A 24,988-nucleotide genomic window follows, 5' to 3' on the forward strand; every position below is an offset into this window, starting at 1 on the left:
TCGTCGGGGCATCCCCCACCCACCGGTATGGACCAATTCCCTCCCTCACCCTTGACAGGCGGATTGGTCCATACCAACTTGTGTTGCGCACTTCCCTGTCCTCCCGAACACCCCCATTTCTTCAGGGAGATCACGTGCGCACTCCACCCCTACGGCGTCCCAGACGTCTCTTCGCTCTCCTGGGCACCGCGGCTCTCGCACTGACCGGGGCCGTCGCTCTGCCCGGTACGGCCCAAGCGGCCAATGTTCTGACCAATCCCGGATTCGAGTCCGGGGCCCTGAGCCCCTGGTCCTGCACCGGCAATCTCGGGTCGGTCGTCTCCTCCCCCGTGCGCAGCGGCTCCAGGGCGCTGGCCGGGGCGGTGAGTTCGAGTGACATCGCCAAGTGCAGCCAGACCGTCGCCGTGCGGCCGAACACCGCGTACACGCTGAGCGGTTGGGTGCGCGGCAGTTACGTCTACCTCGGTGTGGACGGGGGTTCGTCCACGTGGACCTCGTCGCCGTCGGCGTACAGCCAGCTCAGCGTGTCCTTCACGACCGGTGCCTCGCAGACGAGCGCGACCGTCTACACCCACGGGTGGTACGCGCAGGGCACCTACTACGCCGACGACATCAACCTCGACGGCCCGGGCGGCGGTTCGGACACGCAGGCGCCGACCGCGCCGGCGAGTCTGCGGTCCACCGGGAAGACGTCGTCGAGCGTGTCGCTGGCGTGGAACGCCTCGACGGACAACGTCGGTGTCACGGCGTACGACATCTACAGCGGGTCGAACCAGGTGCTCAGCGTCTCCGGCACGAGCGCCACGGTCAGCGGGCTCTCCGCCAGTACCGCCTACACGTTCACCGTCCGGGCGCGGGACGCGGCCGGGAACTCCTCGGCGGTCTCCAACGCCGTGAGCGTCACGACGGACGCGGGCGGCGGGGGCGGTACCGGATTCAAGCAGGCCGCGCCCTATCTCTACCTCGGCTGGGGTGATCCGCCGAGCGCCACCTCGGTGATGAGCTCGACCGGGATCAAGTGGTACACGATGGCGTTCATCCTGTCCTCCGGCGGCTGCAACCCGGCCTGGGACGGCAGCAGGCCGCTGACCGGCGGCAATGACCAGACCGTCATCAACTCCATCCGATCCGCCGGCGGGGACATCGTGCCGTCGATCGGCGGCTGGAGCGGCAACAAGCTCGGGCCGAACTGCTCCACCGCCGAGGCGCTGGCGGGTGCCTACCAGAAGGTGATCGACGCCTACGGGCTCAAGGCGATCGACGTCGACATCGAGAACACGGACGAATTCGAGAACGCGACCGTGCAGGACCGGATCCTGAACGCCCTGAAGATCGTCAAGGCGAACAACCCGGGGCTGCGGACCGTCCTGACCTTCGGGACGTCGACGACCGGTCCGACGTACTGGGGCAACCGGCTCATCGAGCAGGCCAAGGCGCTCAACGCCGGCATCGACGTGTTCACGATCATGCCGTTCGACTTCGGCGGCGGTGCCGACATGTACGGCAACACCGTGAACGCGACGGAGGGGCTGAAGACCAAGCTGAAGTCGACCTTCGGCTGGGACGACGCCACGGCCTACGCCCACATCGGCATCTCCGGTATGAACGGGCTCTCCGACCAGCAGGAGCTCACCTCGACCGCGACCTGGACCTCGATCCGGGACTGGGCGAACTCCCACCACATCGCGCGGCTCGCGTTCTGGTCCGTCAACCGCGACCGGCCCTGCCCGGGCGGCGGCGTGGTCAGCAACTGCTCCGGCATCAGCCAGAGCAACTGGCAGTTCACCTCGATCACGGCCGGCTTCACCGGCTGAGTCGGCCGATACCGGTTGAGTCAAGCGATCGGGTACCCCCACGCCTGGGCCAACTCGGCCAGGCGTGGGGGCAGTTCGCCGACGGTTTCGGGGAGGCGGCGGCCAGAAAGGTCACGGCGGCCTGGAAACCCGCCGTGACCTGGTGACATGCCGCCTTCTTGGTTCCTGACGGAAACGGTCCTCCGCGGTGTCGTCAGAACCGTCCCGCGCCTCGGTACAGCTCCAGTTCCCCGTCGAGTTCGACGGCGAGCACCGTGGCGTGCGGGTCGAGGTCGGCCTCGGCGGGCGGGTCGATCCACAGCACGCCGACGGCCTCGTGCAGTCCGCCGACGACACGGTGGGCGAGTTCGGTGCCGCTGCCGAGGACGGTGACCTTGCGGACCGGGGTGGCAAGGCCGCGGACGCCGATCTCGGCGCGGGGGATGTCGAACAGGGTGAGGTAGAGGGTACGGCCGTCGGCGGAGAGGGTGCTGGGCCCGTAGTGGTGCCCGGCCGGCAGTCCGCGCACCGTCCCGTAGACCGCCTCCGCGTGCTTCGCGATCCACTCCCCCAGCCCTTCGAGGCGCTCCACCTGCGGCTGCGGGATGGTGCCGTCCTCCATCGGGCCGACGTCGAGCAGCAGGTTGCCGCCCCCGCCGATGGTCTCGGTGAAGTAGCGGATCAGCTGGGTGAGCGACTTGTGGTTGTGGTCCTGGTGCTGGTAGCCCCACGAGTCGTTGATGGTGAGGCACAACTCCCAGGGACCGCTGGGCGGTTCGATGGGTGCGCCCTGCTCGGGGGTGGCGTAGTCGCCCTCGCTGAGCATGCGGGCGTTGAAGACGACGTCGGGGTTGTACGAGCGTATGAGCGCGGCGAGTTCGGGGATGCGCCACTGCTCCTCGCTGCGGTCCCATTCGCCGTCGAACCACATCAGGTCGGGCCGGTAGCGGGAGGACAGCTCGCGGATCTGACCGTCCCGGTAGGCGATGAACCTCTCCCAGGCCGCCAGGTCCTCGTCCTCGGCGGAGCACTCGGAGTAGCGGTTGTCCTCCTGCTCCGGCGGGCGGCCCGGCTTGCGCGTGGTGGCGTAGTCGGGGTGGCTCCAGTCGGAGTGCGAGTAGTAGAAGCCGACCTTGAGGTCCTTCTCGCGCAGCGCCTCGGCGTAGGGACCGATGTAGTCCTTGCCGAGGTTGAGGTCGCCGAACTCCGTGTCCCACAGGGCGACTCCGTCGTGGTGACGGGTCGTCAGGACGGCGTACCTGGCGCCGGCGCGGGCGAAGAGGTCGGCCCACGCGCGAGGGTCGTACTTGGCGCCGGTGAAGCGGTCCAGCTGGGTCATGTACTGGTCGTGCGGGACGATGTCGTCGTAGAACGACCAGGACTCCTGGACGCCGTCGACGGCGTAGATGCCCCAGTGGACGAAAATCCCCAACTTGGCGTCGGTGAACCAGGGTTGCATGGGCACGGGTCAGCTCACCTCGGCACGCTCGAGTCGCAGGGTCAGGATCTGGAAGGGGCGCAGCGTCACGGGGACCGTGCCGTCGACGGCGGCCTCGTCCTCGGTCAGCGGTCGCTCCAGCAGGTCGGTCACCTTGGCCCCGGCGAGCGGGAAGCCGGTGCGCAGGACGCCCTGGGCGCGGCCGCCGCGGGACTCGTAGAGCCGTACCACCACATCGCCCGAGGCGTCGTCGGCGAGCTTGACGGCCTCGACGGTGATGCCCTCGCCGTCGACGGAGACGACCGGCTCGGGCTCGCCCGCCGCATCGGCCACGCGCAGCGGCAGGTTGAGGGCGTACCCCTCGGCGACCGCGTCCTCGATGCTCGCGCCGGGCAGCAGGGAGTAGGTGAAGCGGTGCTTGCCCTGGTCGGCCTCCGGGTCCGGGACGCGCGGGGCGCGGACCAGGCTGAGGCTGACCTTCGTCGTGGTACCGCCGTCCTCACGGACCGTGCGGGTCACGTCGTGGCCGTACGTCGAGTCGTTGATGACCGCGACGCCGTAGCCGGGCTCCGCGACATGCACCCAGCGGTGCCCTGAGACCTCGAAACGGGCCGCCTCCCAGCTGGTGTTGGTGTGCGTGGGGCGCTGGATGTGGCCGAACTGGATCTCCGCCGAGGAGTGCGGGGCACGGATGTCGATCGGGAAGCCCGCCTTGAGGATCTTCTCGGCCTCGTGCCAGTCGATCTCGGTCTCGAAGTCGATGCGGGGGCTGCCGGAGCGCAGGGTGATGGTCTGGGTGATCTTCGAGCCCTTGCCGAAGGCGCGCGTGACGCGGATCGAGCCGACCAGCGCGTCCCGCTCCACGACCTGCACGGACTCGATGTCCACGAGGTCCGAGTAGCGGTTCCTGTAGTGCTTGTCGATGTCCCAGGCGTCCCAGTAGTTGGGCAGGTCCGTGTGGAGGCGGAGCAGGTTGCCCTTGTCCGCGAGGACCTCACGCTTGGCACGCCGGTCGAAGACGGAGGCCAGGGTGCCGTCCTCGGCCAGTTCGACGCGGACGTAGCCGTTGTCGAGGGCGCGGTCCTCGACGACGACGAGGTCGTCGGGCACGGCGTTGTCCACGGCGGCGCTGCCGTTCGCCGGGACCTGGACCCAGGCGGTCGTGCCGTCACCGCGGCGCACCACCTCGCGCCGCTCGAACGGGCTGGTGTTGAACACCCGCGGCTCCCCGCCGCCCAGCGCGGCGATCGCCTCGCCGGTCAGTGCCTCCAACTCCTCGGCCACCCGGGCGTATTCGGCCTCCGCCTCGCGGTGCACCCAGGCGATGGACGACCCCGGCAGGATGTCGTGGAACTGGTGGAGCAGGACCGTCTTCCAGAGGCGGTCGAGCTTCTCGTACGGGTAGGCGTAGCCCGGCGCGTGCAGCGCGGCGGTCGTCGCCCACAACTCGGCCTCGCGGAGCTTGTGTTCGCTGCGGCGGTTGCCCTGCTTGGTGCGGGCCTGGGAGGTGTAGGTGGCGCGGTGCAGCTCCAGGTAGAGCTCACCGTTCCAGACGGGGGCGTCCGCGTACTCGGCGCGGGCCTTGGCGAAGAACTCGTCGGGGTGCTCGACGACGACCTTGGGCGAGCCCTCCAGGTCGGCGAGGCGGCGGGCGCGTTCCATGATCTCACGGGTGGGGCCGCCACCGCCGTCACCCCAGCCGAAGGGGGCCAGCGAGCGCGTACCGGCGCCCTTCTCCGCGTAGTTGCGGACGGCGCGGTCCATCTCCTCGCCGCTGAAGCGGGCGTTGTAGGTGTCGACGGGCGGGAAGTGGGTGAAGATGCGGGTGCCGTCGATGCCCTCCCACCAGAAGGTGTGGTGGGGGAACTTGTTGGTCTGGTTCCAGGAGATCTTCTGGGTCAGGAACCACTCGTTGCCGGCGAGCTTGGCGAGCTGCGGGTAGGCGGCGTTGTAGCCGAAGGAGTCCGGCAGCCAGACGCCCTTGGTCTCGATGCCGAAGTGCTCGATGAAGAACCGCTTGCCGTGGATGAGCTGGCGGGCGATGGCCTCGCCGCCGGGCAGGTTGCCGTCGGATTCGACCCACATGCCGCCGACCGGGGCCCACTGGCCCTTCTTCACGGACTCCTGGATACGGGCCCACACGTGCGGGTAGTTGTCGCGCACCCACTCGTACTGCTGGGCCTGGGAGCAGGCGAAGATGAAGTCGTCGTACTCGTCGGCGAGCGAGGTGACGTTGGAGAAGGTGCGGGACGTCTTGCGCTTGGTCTCGCGGATGGGCCACAGCCAGGCGGAGTCGATGTGGGCGTGACCCACGCCGGAGACCGTGTGCGCGCTGGCGTGGGCGGGCTTCGCCAGCACGGGGGCGAGCACCTCGCGGACCGCCGCCGCGCTGCCGGAGATGTCGTCGAGGTCGAGGACGTCCATGGCCCGGTCCAGGGCGTGCATGATCTCGTGGCGGCGCGGCTCGTGCTCGCCGAGGTGGACCATGACGCCGAGCAGCACCTGGAGGTCCAGGTCGAGGTGCCAGACCTCCTCGTCGAGGACGGCGATGTCGGCGCGCTGGAATGTATACAGTGGACGGTCGCCTGCCGTCAGTACATCGCCGAGCAGCGTCGGGGCCTCGAAGTTGTTCGCCAGGATGTCGGGGTTGGAGGCCGCCTCGACCAGGTAGTCGATCTGCTCGCCGCCCGTCGCCGGGTTGGCGATCGGCACGTACTGGTTGAGCGGGTTGACCGCCTTCAGGGGGCGGCCGTCGGGCAGGTGGACCAGCGCCTCGGCCTGGTTGCCGGGCCAGTCGCCCACGAAGCCGAGGTCGATGACCGCCTCGACGCGCTTGCCCGCGAACTCGGCGGGCACCTCGCCCCGCATCCGGAACCAGGTGGTGCCCCAGGGCGGGCCCCAGGGGGTGTCCATCGCGAAGGGCGTGTAGCGGGCCGCCGCGGCCTCCTCGAAGGAGACCGGCTCTCCCGGCGCCTGCCAGGCCTCGACCTCGAAGGGGACGGTGGCCGCGTAGATCGCGGGCTTGATGCGCTGGTTGTGGAGGCGCTCTACGCGTTCCTCGATCCGGCGGCGTTCGTCGTGCATGAGGGGTCTCCAGGAAGGGAGCGAGGGGGTGGAAGCGGAGGGCGGTGGGCGGGGCGGGGCATGACGAGAGGGAAAGCGCTTTCCCCTCGTGTGCTCACTTAAGGTACGCCAGGCCCGGATGGACCTCGGTGTACCCCTCCACCAGCCGACGGGCGACGTTCACGGAGTCGACCAGCGGGTGCAGCGCGAAGGCCTTCACCGCCGTCGTACGGGACCCGGAGTCGGCGGCGGCCAGCACCTCGCGCTCGACCGCCTTGACCGAGCAGACCAGGCCGCTCGCGTGGTCGGGCAGCGGGGCGACGGCGACCGGGTGGGCGCCGTTGGCGTCGACGAGGCACGGCACCTCGATCACGGCATCGTTGTCGAGCACCGAGAGCGTGCCCTCGTTGCGGACGTTGAGGATCAGGGTGGTGCGCTCGTCGCGGGCGATGGCCCGCATCAGGGCGAGGGCGACCTTCTCGTAGCCGCCGGACAGGTCGTCGGCGTCGCGCTCACCGGCGCCGGCACTCTCGCGGTTCTCGGACATGTAGGTGGCCTCGCGCTCGGCGCGGGTGCGGTCCCAGGCGGTGAGGGCGGCCGCGTCCGGGCGGCGCATCTCCTCGTAGAAGGCGGCCTGCTGGTCGGCGAGGAAGGCGCCGCGGGTCTTCTCGGCCTGCTGGTAGGCGCGGACGGCCTCGCGGTTGAAGTAGTAGTAGTGCAGGTATTCGTTGGGGATCGCGCCGAGCGACTGGAGCCAGTCGACGCCGAAGAGCTTGCCCTCCTCGAAGGAGCCGAGGAGTTCGGGGTCGGCCAGCAGCCGCGGGAGTTCGTCGCGGCCCGCGATGCGCAGGCCGCGGACCCAGCCGAGGTGGTTGAGGCCGACGTAGTCGATCCACGCCTCCTTCGGGTTCGCGCCGAGCACCCGGGCGATACGGCGGCCGAGGCCGACCGGTGAGTCGCAGATGCCGATGACGCGGTTGCCGAGGTGGCGGGACATGGCCTCGGTGACGAGGCCCGCCGGGTTGGTGAAGTTGATGACCCAGGCGTCGGGGGCGAGCCGGGCCACCCGCTGGGCGATGTCGACGGCCACGGGGACCGTGCGCAGGCCGTAGGCGATGCCTCCGGCGCCGACCGTCTCCTGGCCGAGGACGCCTTCGGCGAGGGCCACCCGCTCGTCGTCGGCACGGCCCTCCAGGCCGCCGACGCGGATCGCGGAGAAGATGAAGTCGGCGCCGCGCAGCGCCTCGTCGAGGTCGGTGGTGGCGGTGACCGTGGGGGCGTCGGCGACGGTCGACGCCTGTTCAGCCAGTACACGGGCGACTGCATACAGTCGGCTGTCGTCCAGATCATGCAGAACGACTTCCGTGACCCGCCCCTCGCCCCGGTCCCCCAGGAGCGCCCCGTACACGAGCGGCACACGGAATCCGCCGCCGCCCAGAATCGTCAACTTCACGCTTGAACCTTTCCTGCCACGACCACCGCCACGCCCGCCTCCTCCAGGGAGGCCCGCGTCGCCGTGTTCACCGGCGCGTTCGTCACCACCACGTCCAGGTCCTCGGGACCGCAGACCTTCGCCATCCCCGTACCCGGGAACTTCGCCGCGTCGGCGAGCAGCACGATCTTGTCGCTCGCCTTGATCATGGCGCGCTTGACCGGCACCTCGACGACCGTCGTGTCCATCACCTGCCCACCGGGGCGCACTCCACTGGTGCCGAGGAAGAGCCAGTCGGCGTGCAGCTGGCGGAGGTTGTCCTCGGTGAGGAAGCCGACCAGGGAGCGGTACTCGCGGCGGACCATGCCGCCGAGCAGGACCAGCTCGATGCCCTCGTCGTCGGCGAGTTCCTCGTAGACCACCAGGTTGCTGGTGATCACGGTGAGACGGCGGCCGTGCAGCTGGCGGGCCAGGCGGTAGGCGGTGGTGCCGATGTCGAGCAGCACCGACTGACCATCTTTGATCATCGAAGCCGCATGCGCGGCTATGACGTCCTTCTCGGCCACGCGCACCTCGGCGACCTCGGCGAAGGGCTGGTCGCCCTCCTCGGCGCGGGCGCCGCCGTGGACACGGGTGAGCAGCCCGTCCTCCTCGAGTTTGACCAGGTCACGCCTGATCGTGGCGGGGCTCACACCCAGCTGCTCGGAGAGGTCGGTCACGGCCGCGGGACCGCCGGAGCGCAGGGCCCGCAGGATGAGTTGATGTCGTCGTTCTGCCAGCACGACGTGAACAGTACTCGTCATTGCCAATCATTTCCATGCTCACTTCTGCTCGGGTATTGACCAATGTCGCTGAGCGGCGCACGATTCCGGTCATCGAATTTGAAGAGTTTTGACGAGCTCCCCCCTGGGTGCCGGACGAGAGGATGTGCGCGTGGACGACGACCGGCCCGATGTGCTGCTGACCGGGCTGCTCTTCTACGACCTCGTCCTCACGGGGCTGGGCAGGCCGCCCACGCCGGGCGAGGAGATCTGGACGGCCGGCATGGGCTGCGGCCCCGGCGGCATCGCCAACCTGGCGGTCGCCGCGTCCCGCTTCGGCCTGCGGACCTCCCTGGCCACGGTCTTCGGCGACGACTTCTACGGCGAGTACTGCCGGGACGTCCTCGACGACCAGGAGGGCGTCGACCTCTCGCTCTCCCGCACCGCGGACGGCTGGCCCACCCCCGTCACCGTCTCCCTGGCGCACGGCGACGACCGCGCCCTGGTCACCCACGGCCAGGAACCCCCGTACTCGCAGGACACGCTGATGGGCGACCCGCCCGAGGCGCGCACCGCCCTCGTCCACCTCGAGGCCGAACCCCGCGAGTGGATCGCCAAGGCCGCCGCCAACGGCACCCACATCTACGCCGACGTCGGCTGGGACCCCACCCAGCAGTGGTCCACGGACCTGCTGGACCAGCTGAAGCTGTGCCACGCCTTCCTCCCCAACGAGACCGAGGCGATGGCCTACACCCGTACCGACAGCGCGGTCGCGGCGCTCGGCACGCTCTCCGAGCTGGTGCCGGTCGCGGTGGTCACGCGGGGCGGGGACGGCGCGGTGGCCGTGGACCAGACCACGGGCGAGTACGCGGACGTCCCCGCCCTCGACATCGATGTCCTGGACGCGACGGGCGCCGGGGACGTGTTCGGCGCGAGCTTCGTCGCGGCCTCGCTCGGCGGCTGGCCGCTGGCGGAACGGCTGCGGTTCGCGGTGCTCGCGGCCGGGCTGTCCGTCCGGCATCCGGGTGGGGCGCTGGCCGCACCCGGATGGTACGGCGTCGACCGCTGGTGGCGGTCGCTGTCGAAGGCCGACCGCGACCTGTCGTCGGCCGACCGTGAACTGAAGACCGCATACGGTTTTCTGTCCGACCGGATCCCGGCCGACCCCGGGCCTCCCGTCCAGTACGCCCCCGTCACTCCCCCCGCACGGCAGTTCTGACCCCCCGTACATATGCGAAGACCCGAAAACCCCCGAAAGGCGGTGGGAGCTGTGCGGCTCTCACGAAGAGGCCTGCTGCGCGCGGGCCTGGCCGGTACGGCCGCCACGGCGCTCGGCGGCCTGGCGTCCGGCTGTGCCGTTCCGACCGGCTCGACCGGCCGGAACATGGTCCTGTGGTACTGGAGCGGCGGTCTGAGCGACACCGTCGTCAAGAACGCCAAGGCCCGCTACGACACTTCGGTCGACCTCCAGGCCATCCAGATCGGCGGCCAGTACCGCTCCAAGCTGATCACCACGATCACCGGCAAGGCCCACATCCCCGACATCGCGGGGCTCAAGGGCGAGGACATGGCCGCGTACCTCCCCAACGCGGACCAGTTCATCGATCTGCGGACGCTGGGCGCGGAGAAGTACAAGGACCAGTACCTGCCCTGGAAGTGGGACCAGGGCATCGCCGACGACGGCACGATGGTCGGCTTCCCGATCGACTGCGGGCCGGTCGCGCACTACTACCAGTACGAGGTGTTCCGCGAGGCGGGGCTGCCGTACGAACCCGAGGACGTGTCCAAGGAGCTCGACACCTGGGAGAAGTTCTTCGACGCGGGCGGGCAACTGGGCAAGCGGGTCTCGGGGGCCAAGCTGCTCACCGACGTCAACTCCGTCTTCGAGAACGTCGTGCAGCAGGGCGCGAAGCGGTACGTCGACAAGGACCGCCGCTTCATCGGCGACCAGCAACATGTCCGCGACGCCTGGGCGTTGGCCGTCGAGGCCAAGCGGCGCGGGATCGTCTCGGACCTGGTCAGCGGCACCCCGGACCAGCTCTCCGCCATCCAGGACGGCACGCTGCCGAGCCAACTGGGCGCCTCCTGGGCCAGCTTCGACATCAAGAACGGCGTGCCGAAGACCAAGGGCAAGTGGCGGGTGGCCGACATGCCGGTGCGGCCCGCCAACAACGGCGGTTCGTTCCTGTCGATCACCAAGGCGTGCCGGGAGCCCGAGCAGGCCTTCCAGATCATCACCTGGATGCTCAACTCCACCAACCAGGCGCAAGGTTACGTCGACGCGGGCCTCTTCCCCTCCACGCCCGCCTCCTACGACCTCAAGCAGATGCAGGAGCCGGACGACTTCTTCGGCGGCCAGGTCACCACCGACGTCTTCGGACCCGCCGCGCAGAAGATCGTCGTCGCCTACAACAGCCCGTTCGACGTCGCTCTCGGGCAGCCCATCAAGGACGAGATCAAGAACGTCGGCGTCCTCGGCAAGGACCCGAAGAAGGCCTGGAGTGACGCCATGAGCAAGTGCCGCCGCATCGCGAAGCACCTGGGGGTGAGCTACTGATGGCCGTCCTCGAACAGACCCCGCCCGCTGTCGCGCAGCCCTCGCCGTCCCAGCCGAAGAAGGGCATCCGCAAGTACTGGCACCTGTATGCCGCGATCTCCCCCTTCTATCTGATCTTCCTGGGCTTCGGCCTGTTCCCGGTCGGCTTCTCGCTCTACCTGTCCTTCCACCGCTGGGACGGCCTCGGCTCGATGGAGTGGGCCGGGCTCTCGCAGTACCAGTACCTGCTGAGCGACAGCGACTTCTGGAACTCGATCGGCAACACGATCATCATCTGGGCGCTGGCCACCTTCCCCATGATCCTCCTGGCGATGGTCACGGCCGTGATGCTCAACTCCGCGGTGCGGTTCAAGAGCCTGTACCGCGTCGCGTACTTCCTGCCGAACGTCACCTCGGTCGTCGCCATCGCGATCGTCTTCGGCTCGATCTTCGCCACCAACAACGGCATGGTGAACGCCGTCTTCAACGCGGTGGGGCTCGACCAGGTGGCCTGGCTGAACACGCCCTGGGGCATCAAGGTCACCATCGCGGCCCTGATGACCTGGCAGTGGACCGGCTACAACGCCATCATCTTCCTCGCCGGCCTCCAGACCATCCCGAGCGACCTGTACGAGGCCGCGCGCATGGACGGCGCCGGGCCGATCCAGACCTTCTTCCGGATCACGCTCCCGCTGCTGCGTCCCACGCTGCTCTTCGTGCTGGTCGTCTCGACCGTCACCGGTCTGCAGAGCTTCTCCGAGCCACAGGTCCTGCTCCAGACCTCGTCCAACGACTCGACGTTCGCGGGCGGTCCGGGCCACTCCGGCCAGACGATGGTCCTCTACTTCTTCCAGCAGACCTTCGACAACAACGACTTCGGGTACGGCGCCGCCGTGGCGTGGGGCATCTTCCTCGTCGTCGTCCTCTTCTCGATCATCAACTGGCGCCTCGTGCAGCGCCGGGGCGACTAGGAAGGGCGCGCCATGTCATCCATCAAGGGGTCCCGCCGCAGAGGGATCGCGCTGCACCTCCCGCTGATCCTCGGCACGCTGATCTCGGCCTTCCCGTTCTACTGGGCCGTGATCATGTCGACGCACAGCTCGTCGGAGATCTTCTCGTACCCGCCGAAGCTGCTGCCGGGCACGCACTTCCTGGAGAACGTCCGCAATCTCTTCGACGCCATCGACTTCTTCGGGTCGATGTGGAACTCGCTGCTGGTCGCGGCGTCGGTGACCTTCCTGGTCCTGCTCTTCGACTCGCTCGCGGCCTTCGTCTTCGCCAAGTTCGAGTTCCCGGGCAAGAACGTGCTGTTCGGGCTGCTCATGGTCATCTTCATGGTGCCGGCGCAGCTGTCCGTCATCCCGCAGTTCGTGATCATGGCGAAGATCGGCTGGATCGGCTCGATGACCGCGCTGATCGTGCCGGCCGCGGCCAACGCCTTCGGCATCTTCTGGATGCGCCAGTACATGAAGACCGCCATCCACGACGAGCTGCTCGACGCCTCCAAGCTCGACGGCGCGAACTTCCTGCGCCAGTACTGGCACGTGGCGCTCCCGGTGGTCCGCCCCGGTCTCGCCTTCCTCGGCATCTTCACCTTCATGGGCCAGTGGAACGACTTCGCCTGGCCCCTGATCGCCCTCACCAACCCGGACAACGTGACGCTCCAGGTCGCGCTGTCCCAGCTCAACGGCACGCACGGCACCACCGACTACGGCATCGTGATGACCGGCGCCCTGCTCGCCCTCATCCCGCTGCTGATCGTGTTCGCGGTCGGCGCCAAGCAGATCATCGGCGACCTCGCGAAGGGAGCCGTGCGCGGATGACGAGCGATCCCCTGCTCGCCCTGCGCCCCTGGGAGGCACCCGAGGTGACCTCCTGGGGACGACTGCCCATGAACGCCGTCGACCGGCGCACCGGAGCACTCCCCCTGGACGGTGACTGGAATTTCCAGTTGCTGCCAGCTCCGGACGCGCCGGTCGGCGGTCCGTGGTCGACGGCGTACGTGCCGGGCGTCTGGACCATGCAGGACACCGACGACCTGCCGCAGTACACGAACGTCCGTATGCCGTATGCGGAATTCCCGCCCCTGTCGCCTGTATACAGAAACCCGACGGGTGTGTACGAGCGCTCGGTCGACATCCCCGCCGAGTGGGCCGGCCGCCGGATCGTCCTCCAGGTCGGCGCCGCCGAGAGCGTGCTGCTCGTGCGGGTGGACGGGCGCTCCGTCGGCATCTCCAAGGACTCCCACCTCGCCGCCGAGTTCGACCTCACGCCCTTCGTCCGGCCCGGCGAGCGCGCCACCGTGCGCCTCACCGTCGTCAAGTGGTCCGACGCCTCGCACATCGAGGACCAGGACCAGTGGTGGCACGGCGGGATCACCCGCTCGGTGCTGCTGTACGCCACCGACCCCCTGTACCTCGCGGATGTGACCGTGCGGGCGGCGTACAGCGGTGAGCTGCGGGTCGACTGCCGGGTACGGGACGCGGGCGGCGCGCTGCCCGACGGGTGGTACGTCACCGGCGAGCTGGACGGCCGCCCCATCGCCCAGGACGCGGAGTTCGACCGCGCCAACGTCGAGGACGAGCGGGTCTCCGGCTTCCTCGGCGAGGTACGGCTGCACACCACCGTCGCCGAGGTGCGCACCTGGAACGCCGAGACGCCCGAGCTGTACGGCCTGACCGTCCGGCTGCACCGCGCCGACGGAACGGTCGCCGACACCTCGTACCACCGCATCGGCTTCCGCGACGTCGAGATCGTCGGCCGCAACCTCCTCGTCAACGGCGAGCGGGTGTACATCCGCGGCGTGAACCGGCACGACTTCCATCCGCTGACGGGCCGGACGGTGTCGTACGACGACATGCGCGCGGATCTCGTCCTGCTGAAGCGGTTCGGCTTCAACGCGATCCGTACCGCCCACTACCCGAACGACCCCGGACTGTACGACCTCGCCGACGAGCTCGGTTTCTACGTCGTCGACGAGGCGGACATCGAGTCCCACGACCACGCCCACGAGATCGCCGACGACCCGCGCTATCTGAACGCCTTCGTGGACCGCGTCTCGCGGATGGTGCTCCGCGACAAGAACCACCCGTCGGTGATCATCTGGTCGCTGGGCAACGAGTCCGACTACGGCGCCAACCACGACGCCGCGGCGGGCTGGGTGCGCCGGCACGATCCGACACGCCCGATCCAGTACGAGGGCGCCGCCAAGCTCGACTGGGCGGCGACGGACGACGCCTCCGACATCGCCTGCCCGATGTACGCGCCGCTGGAGGACTGTGTCGCCCACGCCCTGTCCGGTGAGCAGACCAGGCCCCTCATCCAGTGCGAGTACTCGCACGCCATGGGCAACAGCAACGGCACGCTCGCGGACCATTGGGCGGCCATCGAGTCCACGCCAGGTCTTCAGGGCGGGTTCATCTGGGAGTTCTGGGACCACGGCATCCTCCAACGTGTGAACGACGGAAGACCGGTCGGGCGTGGGGGCGCCGGGCTCTATGACAACGGTGTCGCCGCGCCCGGCCATCGCTGGGCGTACGGCGGCGACTTCGGCGAGACGATCCACGACGGCGCGTTCATCGCGGACGGCGTCGTCTTCCCGGACCGCACGCCCAAGCCCGCGCTGTACGAGCACCGGGAGATCGCGGCGCCGGTGCGTATCGAGTGCTTCAAGCACGAGGGCATCGTGCTCGGCAACCATCAGCACTTCCGCGGCCTGGACTGGCTGGCCGGCGAGTGGGAGCTGTCGCTCGCCGACGGCGACACGGTGACCGCGCCCGCCGGGCTGCCGGATCTGCGGCCCGGTGAGACGGCGGTCGTGCCACTGCCCTTCGAGGTACCGCGGGAGGGCGGCGAGGCCTGGCTGACCTTGCGGGTGACGACCGCGCGGGACGAGACGTGGGCGCCGCGGGGCACCGTGGTGTGTCTGCCGCGGGTGCGGCTGCGAGAAGCGGTTCCGGTGCCGGTCTTGTTGGAGAATCGTTCTGTCGAGGTCGACGCCGACGGGCTGCTGGTCCATCCCCTGCTCACCGCCGCCCCCACCCTGTCCCTGTGGCGGGCGCCCACCGACAACGACGAGCTGGGCGGCATGGCGCTGCGCTGGCGGACGTGGGGCCTCGACTCGCTCGTGCGCAAGGCGGTGTCGGTGCGGGAGGACGACGGTCGGGTGACCGTGGTCGCGGAGTACGCCGGCACCCTCGGCGTCGTGCGGCACCGGCAGGTGCTGACGCCGGTCGAGGGCGGCGTCCGGATCGACGAGGAGGCCGAGCTGCCTGCGGAGTTCGACGATGTGGCGCGGGTCGGGTCGGTGTTCGAGACGGTGGCGGGCCTGGACCTGCTGGAGTGGTTCGGGCAGGGGCCCTGGGAGTCGTATCCCGACCGCAGCGCGGGCGCACCCGTGGGCCATCACTCCGTCCCGGTCGACGAGTTGTTCACCCCCTATCTGCGTCCGCAGGAGAGCGGCGGCCGAAGCGGCGTACGGCACTTCACCCTGTCGGCGCCGGACGCGACCGGGCTGACGGTCGCGCTCGACGAGCCACGGCAGGTCTCGGTGACCCGCTACCGGGCCGAGGACCTCACCTCCGCCACCCATCACGACCAACTGGTGCCGCGTGCCGGGTGCGTGGTGCACCTCGACGCGGCCCACCGGGGTCTCGGCACGGCTTCGTGCGGCCCCGACACCTTCCCCTCCTGTCTGGTCGCACCGGGTGTCCACCGCTGGAGCTGGACCCTGCGCACTCTCTGAACTCCACCGGTTTTCACCCCTTTTACGGAGCACACGTGTGCACTTCGCATGAGCACGGGTCCGAGCATGCCCAGGCGGGCGCCGGACGCCGCAGTTTCCTGAGGGCCACCGCGCTGCTCGGTGCCGCCGCCACGGCCGGCGTCGCACTGCCGGGCGTGGCCGAGGCCGCCGCGCAGAGCCGTTGGCGGCCCGACACCGACAGCCGGCGCTTCACCCTCGCGGTGATGCCCGACACGCAGTACCTCTTCGACGGCCCGAGCATCGACAAGGCGCCCGTGGAGGCGTCCTTGCGCTATCTCCTGGAGCACGGCAAGGACGAGAACCTCGTCTTCCTGTCCCACCTGGGCGACCTCACCCAGAACGGCGCGGCGGCCGAAGTCGCCGCGATCAGCGAGGCGTTCAAGCTGCTGGACCGGCGCGGTGTCGGCTACAGCGTCCTCGCCGGCAACCATGACGTGAAGTCGTCGACGGACGACCAGCGCGGCTCGACGCCGTACCTGGAGGCCTTCGGGCCGGACCGGTTCAAGGGCAGGTCCACCTACGGCGGCGCCTCTTCGGACGGTTACAACACCTTCCACCTCTTCACGGCCGCGGGCCGCGAGTGGATGGTCCTGGCGCTGGACTGGCGGCTGTCGGCGAAGGGGTACGCGTGGGCCAAGGACGTCCTCGCCCGGCACCCGAAGACACCCGTCATCCTCACCACCCATGAACTGGTCGTCGAGGACGACGCCCTGTCGGCATACGGTCAGCAGCTGTGGGACCAGCTGATCGAGGACCACGACCAGATCTTCCTCACCCTCAACGGCCACTACTGGCCCGCCGGCCGGGCAACCCGCAAGAACGCGGCGGGACATGACGTCCACCTCCATCTGACGAACTACCAGAACCGCTACTTCGGCGGAGCGGCGATGATCCGCCTCTACCGTTTCGACCTCGACCGGAACGTCATCGACGTCGAGACGGTCTCACCGTGGATCCTGGGCCGGGCCGGCAAGGGCCTCAACGAGCTGGAGCGGCAGGAGATCGAACTCAGCGGTGACGCCGACCGGTTCACGGTCGAGGTCGACTTCGCCGAGCGGTTCTCCGGCTTCGCGCCGGTGCCCGCGCGGGCGGAGCGGCCGGTGTCGCGGCTGCTGATACCGGGCACGGTGGCCTACTGGCGCTTCGAGTCGGCGCCGAAGGACACCGTCCGCGACCTGTCCGGCCGCGGCAACGACCTCTCCCTGGTCACCGTCGGCGGCGGCACACTGGGCTGGTCCGCCGACCACCACCCCGACCAACCCGGGCACGGCAGCCTGGAGTTCCAGGGCTACAAGTCCCCCCTGAAGGGCGCCTACCTGCGCACGGTCGACGGGGCCCCGCTCAACTCGGCGACCTTCAAGGCCGGTTACACCATCGAGGCCTTCTACCGCCTCCCCGCCGACTGGGACCCCTCCCACCACGCCTGGTCCGGGATCGTCAGCCGCACCGGCACGGGCGGCGCCGCCGGCAAGACGGGCGACGACCCCGACGAGCCGCTGGCCACGCTGTCGCTGTCCAACGACCGTGAGCCGCAGTGGGCGATGCGCCCGCTCAACCAGGAGGGCATCGCCACCAACTGGGGCCAGGAGACCCCGCTGGAGACCTGGTGGCACCTCGCGGTCGTCAACGACGGCAGGCACACCACGCTCTACGTCGAGGGCTGCCCCGTGGTGCGCAACCCGAAGGCGACCTCGATCGGCATCACCTCCGTCGGACTCCCCTGGCTGCTGGGCGGTTACGAGTACGGCGGGAAGATCGACCAGATCCTGCACGGACGCCTCGGAGACGTCCGCATCGTCGAACGGGCGCTGCCCGTCACCTCCTTCATGTCGCACTGACCCCCTTCACGAGGATCACCATGACCGAGCAGCAGCTGCCCGACTGGGCCGACCCCTCCGTCTCGCCCGCCGCACTCGATCCGCAGGGCCTGTCCAGACGCGGACTCCTGCGCCGCGCGGGCCTGTTCGGCGCCGCCTTCACCCTCGGCTCGACCGCCGTGCCCGCCACCGCCTCCGCCGCCTCCCCGCAGCGCTTCGGCGGCGACGACCCGCGTCTGGCGTATCTGGTGGGCGACCACCACGTCCACTCCGTCTACAGCCACGACGCCAAGTACACGTTCTCCCAGCAGGCGAAGGCGGCCGCCAAGTACGGCCTGGACTGGATGGTGTTCAACGAGCACTCCAACTTCGGACACGCCTCCTACGGCGCGAAGCTGGAGCACCAGGAGATCCTCAAGGCCCGCGCGGAGAACCCGCGTCAGCTGATCTTCCAGGGTCTTGAGTGGTACATCCCGGCCGCCGAGCACTGCACGGTGTTCGCGGCGCCCGGCCCCCACGAGGTCGATCTCCTCACGCAGTTCGAGCTCGCCTACGACGGCAAGCTGCTCGGCTACACCGAGGGTTCGGCCGGCGCGACGGACACCGCGCGCAACGAGGCGCACGCCGTCAAGGCGATCAAGTGGCTCGCGGAGCAGCGCCGTTCGGGTTATGTCGACGACGTCCTCGTCCTCGCCAACCACCCGCTGCGGCTCGGCATCGACTCCCCGCACGAGATGCGCAACTGGCGGGACGCGGCCCCCGAGATCATGATCGGCATGGAGGGCGCACCGGGCGCCCAGGGCGCCGCCATCCCCGGCTGGCGCGGCGCGACCTCGATCCGCGGCGAGTACGAGAACAAGCCGTCCGCCCAGTCCTGGTCCGGCTATCCGGCGGACGCCTATCTCACCTACGGCGGCTTCGACTGGGCGACGGCGACCGTCGGCGGGCTGTGGGACGCGCTGCTGGCCGAGGGCCGGCTGTTCTCGATCACCACCAACTCCGACAACCACCGCACCGTCTTCGACACCTGGAAGAACGGCGACTGGCCGACCGGCCAGAACTTCGACAACACCGGCAGGCTCCCCGACCCGGTGAACACCGACACCCCGCAGCCCGGCAGCGACTTCTGGCCCGGCCAGTTCAGCCGCACCCACGTCGGTGTCACCCGCTACGGCTACCGCGCGGTCATGGCGGGCCTGCGCGCGGGCCGCGTCTGGCTGGACCACGGGCATCTGCTCGACGGGCTGGACGTCCGGGTCAAGCGGGACTGCGACGCCGGCCGTGGCGTCACCCTGGGCGGCCGGCTGAGGGTCCGCAAGGGCGAGCGGATCAGCCTGTACGTCACCGTCACGACCGCCTCCCGCCCCAACGCACAGGGCATCCTGCCCGAGCTCCAGCACGTCGACGTGATCCGGGGCGCGGTACGCGGCGCGGTCACCGACCGGGACAGCTGGAAGGCACCTGACACCAAGGTGGTACACACGAAGGACGTCGGCGGCCGCAAGGGGACGTACACCCTGCGCATCCCACTGACCGCGGGGGACGAGTCCTTCTACGTCCGGCTGCGCGGCAGTGACGGCAACCGCCATGGTGCGGGCTACCTCGGGGCCTCGGTCGACCCGAACGGGCCGATCCCGCACGAGCCCGGGAACGGTGACCCGTGGGCGGATACGTGGTTCTATTCCAACCCCGTATTCATCGACGTGGCAGGTGCCTGATGAAGCGTCATCTCCTCACCCTGGGCTGCTTACTGGGGTCGCTGGTGCTGGGCACGGCCGGCACGGCGTCGGCGACCGGTGAACCGCGCTGGGTGGAGACCGGCACCGCCTACACGGACACGCTCGGCGGCGGACAGGGACTGGCGAGCCGCGCGGACGGCTCGCTGCTGTACCGCGGGCTCACCGACATCCCGCTGGACCTCAGGCTCAAGGGCTGGAACCACGTCGGTGACCCGGACATCGCGCGCGGGTACACGTTCGACGCCTACCAGGGCCCGGACACGGCCACCTCGAAGATGTTCGCGGTCATCACACCGGCCAGGAAGCGCTACGAGTACGTCCATCAGCTGAACCCGGGCGAGAAGCTGAACAACTCCTTCGCGACCGTCTCGCCGGACGGGCAGTGGCTGGTGTCGGGCGAGTGGGGCGACCAGAACCGACTCCAGGTCTTCCCCGCTCCCCTGCTCAACCCGGCCACCCCGCCCACCGGCGGGGCGCTGAAGGAGGCCTGGCAGATCACCCTGGACAAGCCCGTGCGCGACATCCAGGGCTGCGACTTCGTGACGGACACCCGCCTGGTGTGCGCCTCGAACGACGCGACGGGGGCGCTGTTCCCCGAGATCCGTCCGCTCCTCCAGGTCGACCTGCCGCGCGAACTGGACGGGCAGCCGATCACGGGTGCGGTGAAAAGCCTGTTCGCGCTGCCGCAGCGCAGCACGTGCACGGGCACCTTCGAGACGGAGGGCGTGGACTACGACGTGCACAGCGGCACGCTCCGAGCGGAGATGATTCCGCCGGGCGCCTGCGCACTGGCGACGGCCGTGTACTCGTACCGCCAGGTCACAGGCTGATCGGAGCGAGGTACGGTGGCCGCGTGACCACGGAAGAGTCGCTGCGGCCCCAGTCCCTCATGCTCACGTTCCTGGGCGACCAGGTACTCGGGCGTGACGTCTGCGTGTACTCGGGCAGCGTCATCGACGTGTTCGCCCGCGCCGGGATCGGCGAGCAGGCGACGCGCTCGACGCTGACCCGCATGGTGAACCGCGGTCTGCTGCGCCGCCAGCGCGAGGGCCGCCGCATGTACTTCGGGCTGACCGAGCACTCGGCGGCCGTCCTGCGCGACGGCGAGCGGCGCATCTGGCAGACCGGCGCCGTCAACCGGCAGTGGGACGGCACCTGGACCCTGCTCGGCTTCTCCCTGCCCGAGTCCTGGCAGCGCCAGCGCCACGACCTGCGCTCCAAGCTCACCTGGAGCGGCTTCGGCCCGCTGTTCAGCGGTCTGTGGATCGCGCCCGGCGAGGTCGACGTGGCGGAACTCGTCGCCGACCTGGGCCTGTCCGCCCATGTGAAGGTCTTCCGCGCCCACGCCGACATCGGCATGGACATCGGCGCGATGATCGAGGAGACCTGGGAGCTGGCCGAACTGGCCGAGCGCTACGAGCAGTTCGTACGACGCTGGCAACCGTGGGAGACCCGGGCACCGGAGGCCGACGAGGCCCTGGCCCAGCGGCTGCTCCTCCAGGCGGAGTGGCTGCGGGTCATCCGCCGCGACCCCCGGCTGCCGGTCAAGCACCTGCCGGACGACTGGCCGGCCGAGCAGGCCGAGAAGACGTTCCGCGCGGTGCACGAGCGGCTCACCCCGCTGGCGCGGGACGCCTCGGAACGTCTCCTCGACCTGGTGCCCGTACGCCCTGATCAGGCGTAGAAGCGCGACAGGCTCTGGAGCACGGCGGCCGGCTTCGCCCCGCCCTCGATCTCGATCGTGCCGTCGACGGTGATCTGCACCCCGCCCGCCACGTCCTCGACCTCGGCCAGCTTCCCGGCCAGGCGGATGCGTGAGCCGACCTTCACCGGCGAGGGGAAACGGACCTTGTTCAGGCCGTAGTTGACCTTCGTCGTGACGCCCTGGACATCCAGCAGCTCGGTGAAGAGCGGGATGAAGAGGGAGAGGGTGAGGTAGCCGTGGGCTATCGGGGCGCCGAAGGGGCCCTCGGCCGCCTTCTCCGGGTCCACGTGGATCCACTGGTGGTCGCCCGTGGCGTCGGCGAAGGTGTTGATGCGCTCCTGGGTGACCTCGATCCACTCGCTGGTGCCGAGGTCGCTGCCCGCGAGCTTCTTGAGTTCGTCGATGCCGTTGACGGTGATGCTCATGAGGTTCCTTCACTGTTGCCGTACCGGGTACGGACACGGGACTTGAGGAGCTTCCCGGAGGCGGTGCGCGGGAGTTCGTCCGCGATGACCACCGACTTCGGGATCTTGTACTTGGCGAGGCGGCCGGACAGGGCGGCCAGCACCTCGTCGGCGTCGAGCGAGGCACCCTCGCGGGGCACGACGACCGCGCGCGGCACCTCGCCCCACTTGTCGTCCGGCACGCCGATGACCGCGCACTCGACGATGTCGGGGTGGGAGAGGAGCAGGTCCTCGATCTCGGCGGGGTAGACGTTCTCACCACCGGAGATGATCATGTCCTTGATGCGGTCGACGATGTGCACGTAACCGTCCTCGTCGATCCGGGCGGCGTCCCCGCTGCGGAACCAGCCGTCCGCGAAGGAGGCGGCGGTCTCCTCCGGCAGCCCCCAGTAGCCGGGCATGACATGCGGTCCGCGGACATGGACCTCGCCGGTCTCGCCGACGTCGACGGGGGTGAGGTCGGGCCGCACCACCCGTACGTCGCTGAAGAAGTGCGGTACGCCCGCCGAGCCCGCCTTGCTGATCGCGTGCTCCGCGTCCAGGAACAGCGTGCCGGGGCTCGCCTCCGTCATGCCGTAGCCCTGGAGGAAGGTCAGCCCCCGCTCCTGGTACGCGGCGATCAGCGGTGTGGACACCGGGGAGCCGCCGCAGGTCAGGATCCGCAGGGAGGTGAGGTCGGCGCCGGCCCAGCGCGGATGCCGGGCCACCTGCTCGAACATCGTCGGCACCCCGAACATGAAGGTGATCCGGTGCCGTTCGATCAGGTCGAAGGTGGCCGCCGGGTCGAAGGCCTCGACCAGGACACAGGTGCCGCCCTTCAGCAGCACCGGGAGCGTCAGCATGTTCAGGCCGGCCGTGTGGAACAACGGGGCGGAGACCAGGGCGCGTTCGTCGGCGATCAGGTCGGTGTCGACGAGGACGTTGATCGCGTTCCAGGTCAGGTTGGCGTGGGTGAGCATGGCGCCCTTGGGGCGTCCGGTCGTCCCCGAGGTGTACATGATGATGCAGGTGTCGTCCGGGGCGACCGGTTCGTCGATCGGCTCGTCGGAGGCCGCCGCCAGCGCCTCCTCGTACTCGGGGCCGACCTCGACGTACGTCCGTACGTCGGTGCTGCCCGGCAGGCCGGCGACCAGCCCGGCGTGCGACGGGCCGTAGACGAGCGCCTTCGCCCCGGAGTCGGCGAGCTGGTAGGCGATCTCCGGGCCCGCCAGCCGGGTGTTGAGCGGGACGAAGACCGCGCCGAGGGTGCCGGCCGCGAACAGGGTCTCCAGGTAGGAGGGGTGGTTCGGGCCGAGGTAGGCGATCCGGTCGCCGCGGCGGACACCCCTGGCGCGCAGGGCGTGGGCCAGGCGCGTGGTGCGTGTATGCAATGTGCGGTAGTCGGTCGACTGTTCGCCGTGGACCAGAGCCGTGCGGTGCGGGGTCTTGCGGGCCCGGCGTGCGGGCCATGACCCCAGTCCCTCGTTGCGCATGTAGGGCCCCTTACGGCTTCGTCAGCCCGAGCAGACGGGCGGCGTTCTCCTTGAGGATCTTCGGCTTGACCTCGTCCTTGATCGACAGCTTCTCGAAGTCGGCGAGCCAGCGGTCGGGGGTGAGGACGGGGAAGTCGGAGCCGAAGAGGACCTTGTCCTTGAGCAGGGTGTTCGCGTACTGCACGAGCTGCGGCGGGAAGTACTTCGGCGACCAGCCGGACAGGTCGATGTGGACGCCCGGCTTGTGGGTGGCGACGGCGAGCGCCTCGTCCTGCCAGGGGAAGGACGGGTGGGCCAGGATGATCTTGAGGTGCGGGAAGTCGGCGGCCACGTCGTCGACGTGGAGGGGGTTGCTGTACTTCAGCCGGATCCCGCCGCCGCCCGGCACGCCCGCGCCGATGCCCGTCTGGCCGGTGTGGAAGAGGGCGATCGTGCCCGTCTCCTCGATGACCTCGTACAGGTCGTAGGCCACCGAGCGGTCGTTGGGGAAGAAGCCCTGGATGCTGGGGTGGAACTTGAAGCCCTTCACCCCGTACTCCTCGACCAGCCGGCGGGCCTGCTTGACCCCGGCCTTGCCCCGGAAGGGGTCGATGGAGGCGAAGGGGATGAGGACGTCCGAGTTGGCGGCCGCCGCCTCCGCCACCTCCTCGTTGGGGACGGGCGCGGTGCCGGTCGCGGATTCCGCGTCCACCGTGAAGATGACCGCGGCCATCTTCCGCTCGCGGTAGTAGGCGGCCGTCTCCTCCAGCGTCGGCTTCCGCTTGCCCTCGACCTTGAAGTAGGCGGAGGAGGCGTCGTGCAGGTCGTCGTCCAGGGAGGAGTGGCCCTTGGAGGAGACCTCCGCGTGGGTGTGGACGTCGATCGCGACGAGTTCCTCGACGTTGAGGTTCGCCATGGTCACGCCTCCGGAAGCTTCGGCGCCGGGATGCCGACGGACTGGAGTTCGGCGCCGACCGACGTCGGGAAGGCGTCGGCGAGCGTGTCGGGGGTCCAGCCGCCGTCGGCGTAGGCCGTCTTGATCTCCTGCGGGTGGGACCAGAGTGCCACCTTGTCGCCGCCGATGCCGATGGCCTGGCCGGTGATGGAGCGGGCGGCCTCGGAGGCGAGGAAGGGGACGAGGGCCGCGCAGTCCTCGGGGGTGCCGAAGCCCTCGCCCTTGCGGAGGAAGTCGGGGAGCGGCTCGCCGTTCTTCATGGCCTCGATGTACGGGGCGAAGGCGGGGATGGTCTCGGTCATCGCGGTCGCGGCGACCGGCACGATCGCGTTGACGGTGATGCCGACGCGGCCCAGCTCCATGGACCAGGTGCGGGCGAAGGCGGCGATGCCGGCCTTGGCGGCGGCGTAGTTCGTCTGCCCGAAGTTGCCGCGCTGTCCGGCCGGGGAGCCGACCAGGATCAGGGAGCCGCCCTCGCCCTGCTCGCGCATCCGGACGGCGGCGGCGCGGGCGCAGGTGAAGGTGCCCTTGAGGTGGGTGGTGATCACCGCGTCGAAGTCGTCGTCGGACATCTTCCAGAGCACCTTGTCGCGCAGGATGCCGGCGTTGGTGACCAGGATGTCGATCCGTCCGAACTCCTCGACGGCCCGGTTCACGAGTCGCTCGGCGGCCTCGGTGGTGCCGACGGGGACGACTTCGGCGACGGCCGTGCCGCCGGCCTCGGTGATGGACTTCACGGCCGCCTCGGCCACCGCCTCGTCGACGTCGTTGATCACCACGGACGCTCCGTGGGCGGCGAGGGCGTGCGCGTAGGCGAGGCCGAGGCCCCGGCCGCTGCCGGTGACGACGGCGACCTTGCCGGAGAGATCGATGCTGGGCACGGGGGAAGTCCCTTCACGAGCTGATGCGGGGGGCGCGAGGCCGCCGTGCGGCTCCGCTGCCGAGATCGAAGCTAAGAGCAATAATTGTTGACGTCAATAGTTGTTGATGACCTACGGGTGGGTCATGCTGGAATCTGCACGACAGACCGACCCAGGGAGCCCGCCATCACACGCCAGCACGTCACGAA

The 24,988-nt window shown here is 69.6% G+C and carries 18 protein-coding genes; 10 read left to right on the forward strand and 8 right to left on the reverse strand.

Translation table 11 applies throughout. The annotated features are described in order from the left end of the window. Positions 1-134 precede the first annotated feature (134 nt). Positions 135-1,814: a carbohydrate binding domain-containing protein gene (locus ACFY0U_RS19395; RefSeq protein ID WP_388636908.1), complete on the forward strand. Its 1,680-nt coding sequence runs from the start codon at positions 135-137 to the stop codon at positions 1,812-1,814. A gap of 193 nt (positions 1,815-2,007) precedes the next feature. Here the strand turns inward: ACFY0U_RS19395 and ACFY0U_RS19400 are convergent, their stop codons facing one another. The 4 genes from ACFY0U_RS19400 to ACFY0U_RS19415 form a co-directional block, all read right to left on the reverse strand. Continuing rightward, positions 2,008-3,258 (reverse strand): alpha-L-fucosidase, encoded by a 1,251-nt coding sequence (locus tag ACFY0U_RS19400; RefSeq protein WP_388636911.1) that lies wholly within the window; start codon positions 3,256-3,258, stop codon positions 2,008-2,010. Between the two features lie 3 nt (positions 3,259-3,261). Beyond that, positions 3,262-6,315: an alpha-mannosidase gene (locus ACFY0U_RS19405; RefSeq protein WP_388636914.1), complete on the reverse strand. Its 3,054-nt coding sequence runs from the start codon at positions 6,313-6,315 to the stop codon at positions 3,262-3,264. 94 nt (positions 6,316-6,409) lie between these two features. Next, positions 6,410-7,747 (reverse strand): 6-phospho-beta-glucosidase, encoded by a 1,338-nt coding sequence (locus ACFY0U_RS19410; protein WP_388636917.1) that lies wholly within the window; start codon positions 7,745-7,747, stop codon positions 6,410-6,412. Further along, positions 7,744-8,508: a DeoR/GlpR family DNA-binding transcription regulator gene (locus tag ACFY0U_RS19415; protein ID WP_388636920.1), complete on the reverse strand. Its 765-nt coding sequence runs from the start codon at positions 8,506-8,508 to the stop codon at positions 7,744-7,746. Before ACFY0U_RS19415 ends, ACFY0U_RS19410 begins: the two co-directional genes overlap by 4 nt. Positions 8,509-8,659: 151 nt before the next feature. Between ACFY0U_RS19415 and ACFY0U_RS19420 the strand changes: the two genes are divergently transcribed. From ACFY0U_RS19420 to ACFY0U_RS19460, 9 genes are read left to right on the forward strand one after another with little or no spacing between them, the layout of a single operon-like run. Continuing rightward, the gene (locus tag ACFY0U_RS19420; protein WP_388636923.1) at positions 8,660-9,706 is read left to right on the forward strand and encodes a carbohydrate kinase family protein; all 1,047 of its coding nucleotides are present in this window, start codon (positions 8,660-8,662) and stop codon (positions 9,704-9,706) included. Positions 9,707-9,757: 51 nt separating this feature from the next. Further along, positions 9,758-11,044 (forward strand): extracellular solute-binding protein, encoded by a 1,287-nt coding sequence (locus tag ACFY0U_RS19425; RefSeq protein WP_388636926.1) that lies wholly within the window; start codon positions 9,758-9,760, stop codon positions 11,042-11,044. Next, entirely contained in the window at positions 11,044-11,994 is a 951-nt protein-coding gene (locus ACFY0U_RS19430; RefSeq protein WP_388636928.1) for a carbohydrate ABC transporter permease, read from the forward strand. Before ACFY0U_RS19425 ends, ACFY0U_RS19430 begins: the two co-directional genes overlap by 1 nt. A gap of 12 nt (positions 11,995-12,006) precedes the next feature. Continuing rightward, complete coding sequence (locus ACFY0U_RS19435; RefSeq protein WP_388636931.1) at positions 12,007-12,846, forward strand: carbohydrate ABC transporter permease; 840 nt, start codon at positions 12,007-12,009, stop codon at positions 12,844-12,846. Beyond that, the gene (locus ACFY0U_RS19440; RefSeq protein ID WP_388636935.1) at positions 12,843-15,767 is read left to right on the forward strand and encodes a glycoside hydrolase family 2 TIM barrel-domain containing protein; all 2,925 of its coding nucleotides are present in this window, start codon (positions 12,843-12,845) and stop codon (positions 15,765-15,767) included. Before ACFY0U_RS19435 ends, ACFY0U_RS19440 begins: the two co-directional genes overlap by 4 nt. 35 nt (positions 15,768-15,802) lie before the next feature. Continuing rightward, positions 15,803-17,626: a LamG-like jellyroll fold domain-containing protein gene (locus tag ACFY0U_RS19445; protein WP_388636937.1), complete on the forward strand. Its 1,824-nt coding sequence runs from the start codon at positions 15,803-15,805 to the stop codon at positions 17,624-17,626. 20 nt (positions 17,627-17,646) lie between these two features. Continuing rightward, the gene (locus tag ACFY0U_RS19450) at positions 17,647-19,323 is read left to right on the forward strand and encodes a PHP domain-containing protein (protein WP_388636940.1); all 1,677 of its coding nucleotides are present in this window, start codon (positions 17,647-17,649) and stop codon (positions 19,321-19,323) included. Next, positions 19,323-20,174, forward strand: coding sequence for a hypothetical protein (locus ACFY0U_RS19455; RefSeq protein WP_388636943.1), 852 nt, complete (start codon positions 19,323-19,325; stop codon positions 20,172-20,174). Before ACFY0U_RS19450 ends, ACFY0U_RS19455 begins: the two co-directional genes overlap by 1 nt. A 23-nt stretch (positions 20,175-20,197) precedes the next feature. Further along, the gene (locus tag ACFY0U_RS19460) at positions 20,198-21,028 is read left to right on the forward strand and encodes a PaaX family transcriptional regulator C-terminal domain-containing protein (RefSeq protein ID WP_388636946.1); all 831 of its coding nucleotides are present in this window, start codon (positions 20,198-20,200) and stop codon (positions 21,026-21,028) included. Here the strand turns inward: ACFY0U_RS19460 and ACFY0U_RS19465 are convergent. Genes ACFY0U_RS19465 through ACFY0U_RS19480 form a run of 4 tightly spaced genes read right to left on the reverse strand, consistent with a single transcriptional unit; the run spans position 21,019 to position 24,800 of the window. Continuing rightward, positions 21,019-21,474, reverse strand: a complete 456-nt coding sequence (locus ACFY0U_RS19465) for a MaoC family dehydratase (protein ID WP_388636949.1) — start codon at positions 21,472-21,474, stop codon at positions 21,019-21,021. The two genes, ACFY0U_RS19460 and ACFY0U_RS19465, sit on opposite strands and share 10 nt — an antisense overlap. Continuing rightward, entirely contained in the window at positions 21,471-22,985 is a 1,515-nt protein-coding gene (locus tag ACFY0U_RS19470) for a long-chain fatty acid--CoA ligase (protein ID WP_388636952.1), read from the reverse strand. Before ACFY0U_RS19470 ends, ACFY0U_RS19465 begins: the two co-directional genes overlap by 4 nt. A 10-nt stretch (positions 22,986-22,995) precedes the next feature. Beyond that, positions 22,996-23,880, reverse strand: coding sequence for an amidohydrolase family protein (locus ACFY0U_RS19475; protein WP_388636955.1), 885 nt, complete (start codon positions 23,878-23,880; stop codon positions 22,996-22,998). 2 nt (positions 23,881-23,882) lie between these two features. Beyond that, positions 23,883-24,800 (reverse strand): SDR family NAD(P)-dependent oxidoreductase, encoded by a 918-nt coding sequence (locus ACFY0U_RS19480; RefSeq protein ID WP_388636958.1) that lies wholly within the window; start codon positions 24,798-24,800, stop codon positions 23,883-23,885. Positions 24,801-24,988 lie beyond the last annotated feature (188 nt).

The sequence above is a fragment of the Streptomyces sp. NPDC001536 genome (assembly GCF_042894505.1).
Taxonomy (GTDB): domain Bacteria; phylum Actinomycetota; class Actinomycetes; order Streptomycetales; family Streptomycetaceae; genus Streptomyces.

Coding starts and splice junctions, on each gene's coding strand:
- ACFY0U_RS19405 (WP_388636914.1), bottom strand. CDS start 6,315: ATGCACGACGAACGCCGCCGGATCGAGGAACGCGTAGAGCGCCTCCAC.
- ACFY0U_RS19430 (WP_388636928.1), top strand. CDS start 11,044: ATGGCCGTCCTCGAACAGACCCCGCCCGCTGTCGCGCAGCCCTCGCCG.
- ACFY0U_RS19435 (WP_388636931.1), top strand. CDS start 12,007: ATGTCATCCATCAAGGGGTCCCGCCGCAGAGGGATCGCGCTGCACCTC.
- ACFY0U_RS19440 (WP_388636935.1), top strand. CDS start 12,843: ATGACGAGCGATCCCCTGCTCGCCCTGCGCCCCTGGGAGGCACCCGAG.
- ACFY0U_RS19450 (WP_388636940.1), top strand. CDS start 17,647: ATGACCGAGCAGCAGCTGCCCGACTGGGCCGACCCCTCCGTCTCGCCC.
- ACFY0U_RS19455 (WP_388636943.1), top strand. CDS start 19,323: ATGAAGCGTCATCTCCTCACCCTGGGCTGCTTACTGGGGTCGCTGGTG.
- ACFY0U_RS19465 (WP_388636949.1), bottom strand. CDS start 21,474: ATGAGCATCACCGTCAACGGCATCGACGAACTCAAGAAGCTCGCGGGC.
- ACFY0U_RS19470 (WP_388636952.1), bottom strand. CDS start 22,985: ATGCGCAACGAGGGACTGGGGTCATGGCCCGCACGCCGGGCCCGCAAG.
- ACFY0U_RS19475 (WP_388636955.1), bottom strand. CDS start 23,880: ATGGCGAACCTCAACGTCGAGGAACTCGTCGCGATCGACGTCCACACC.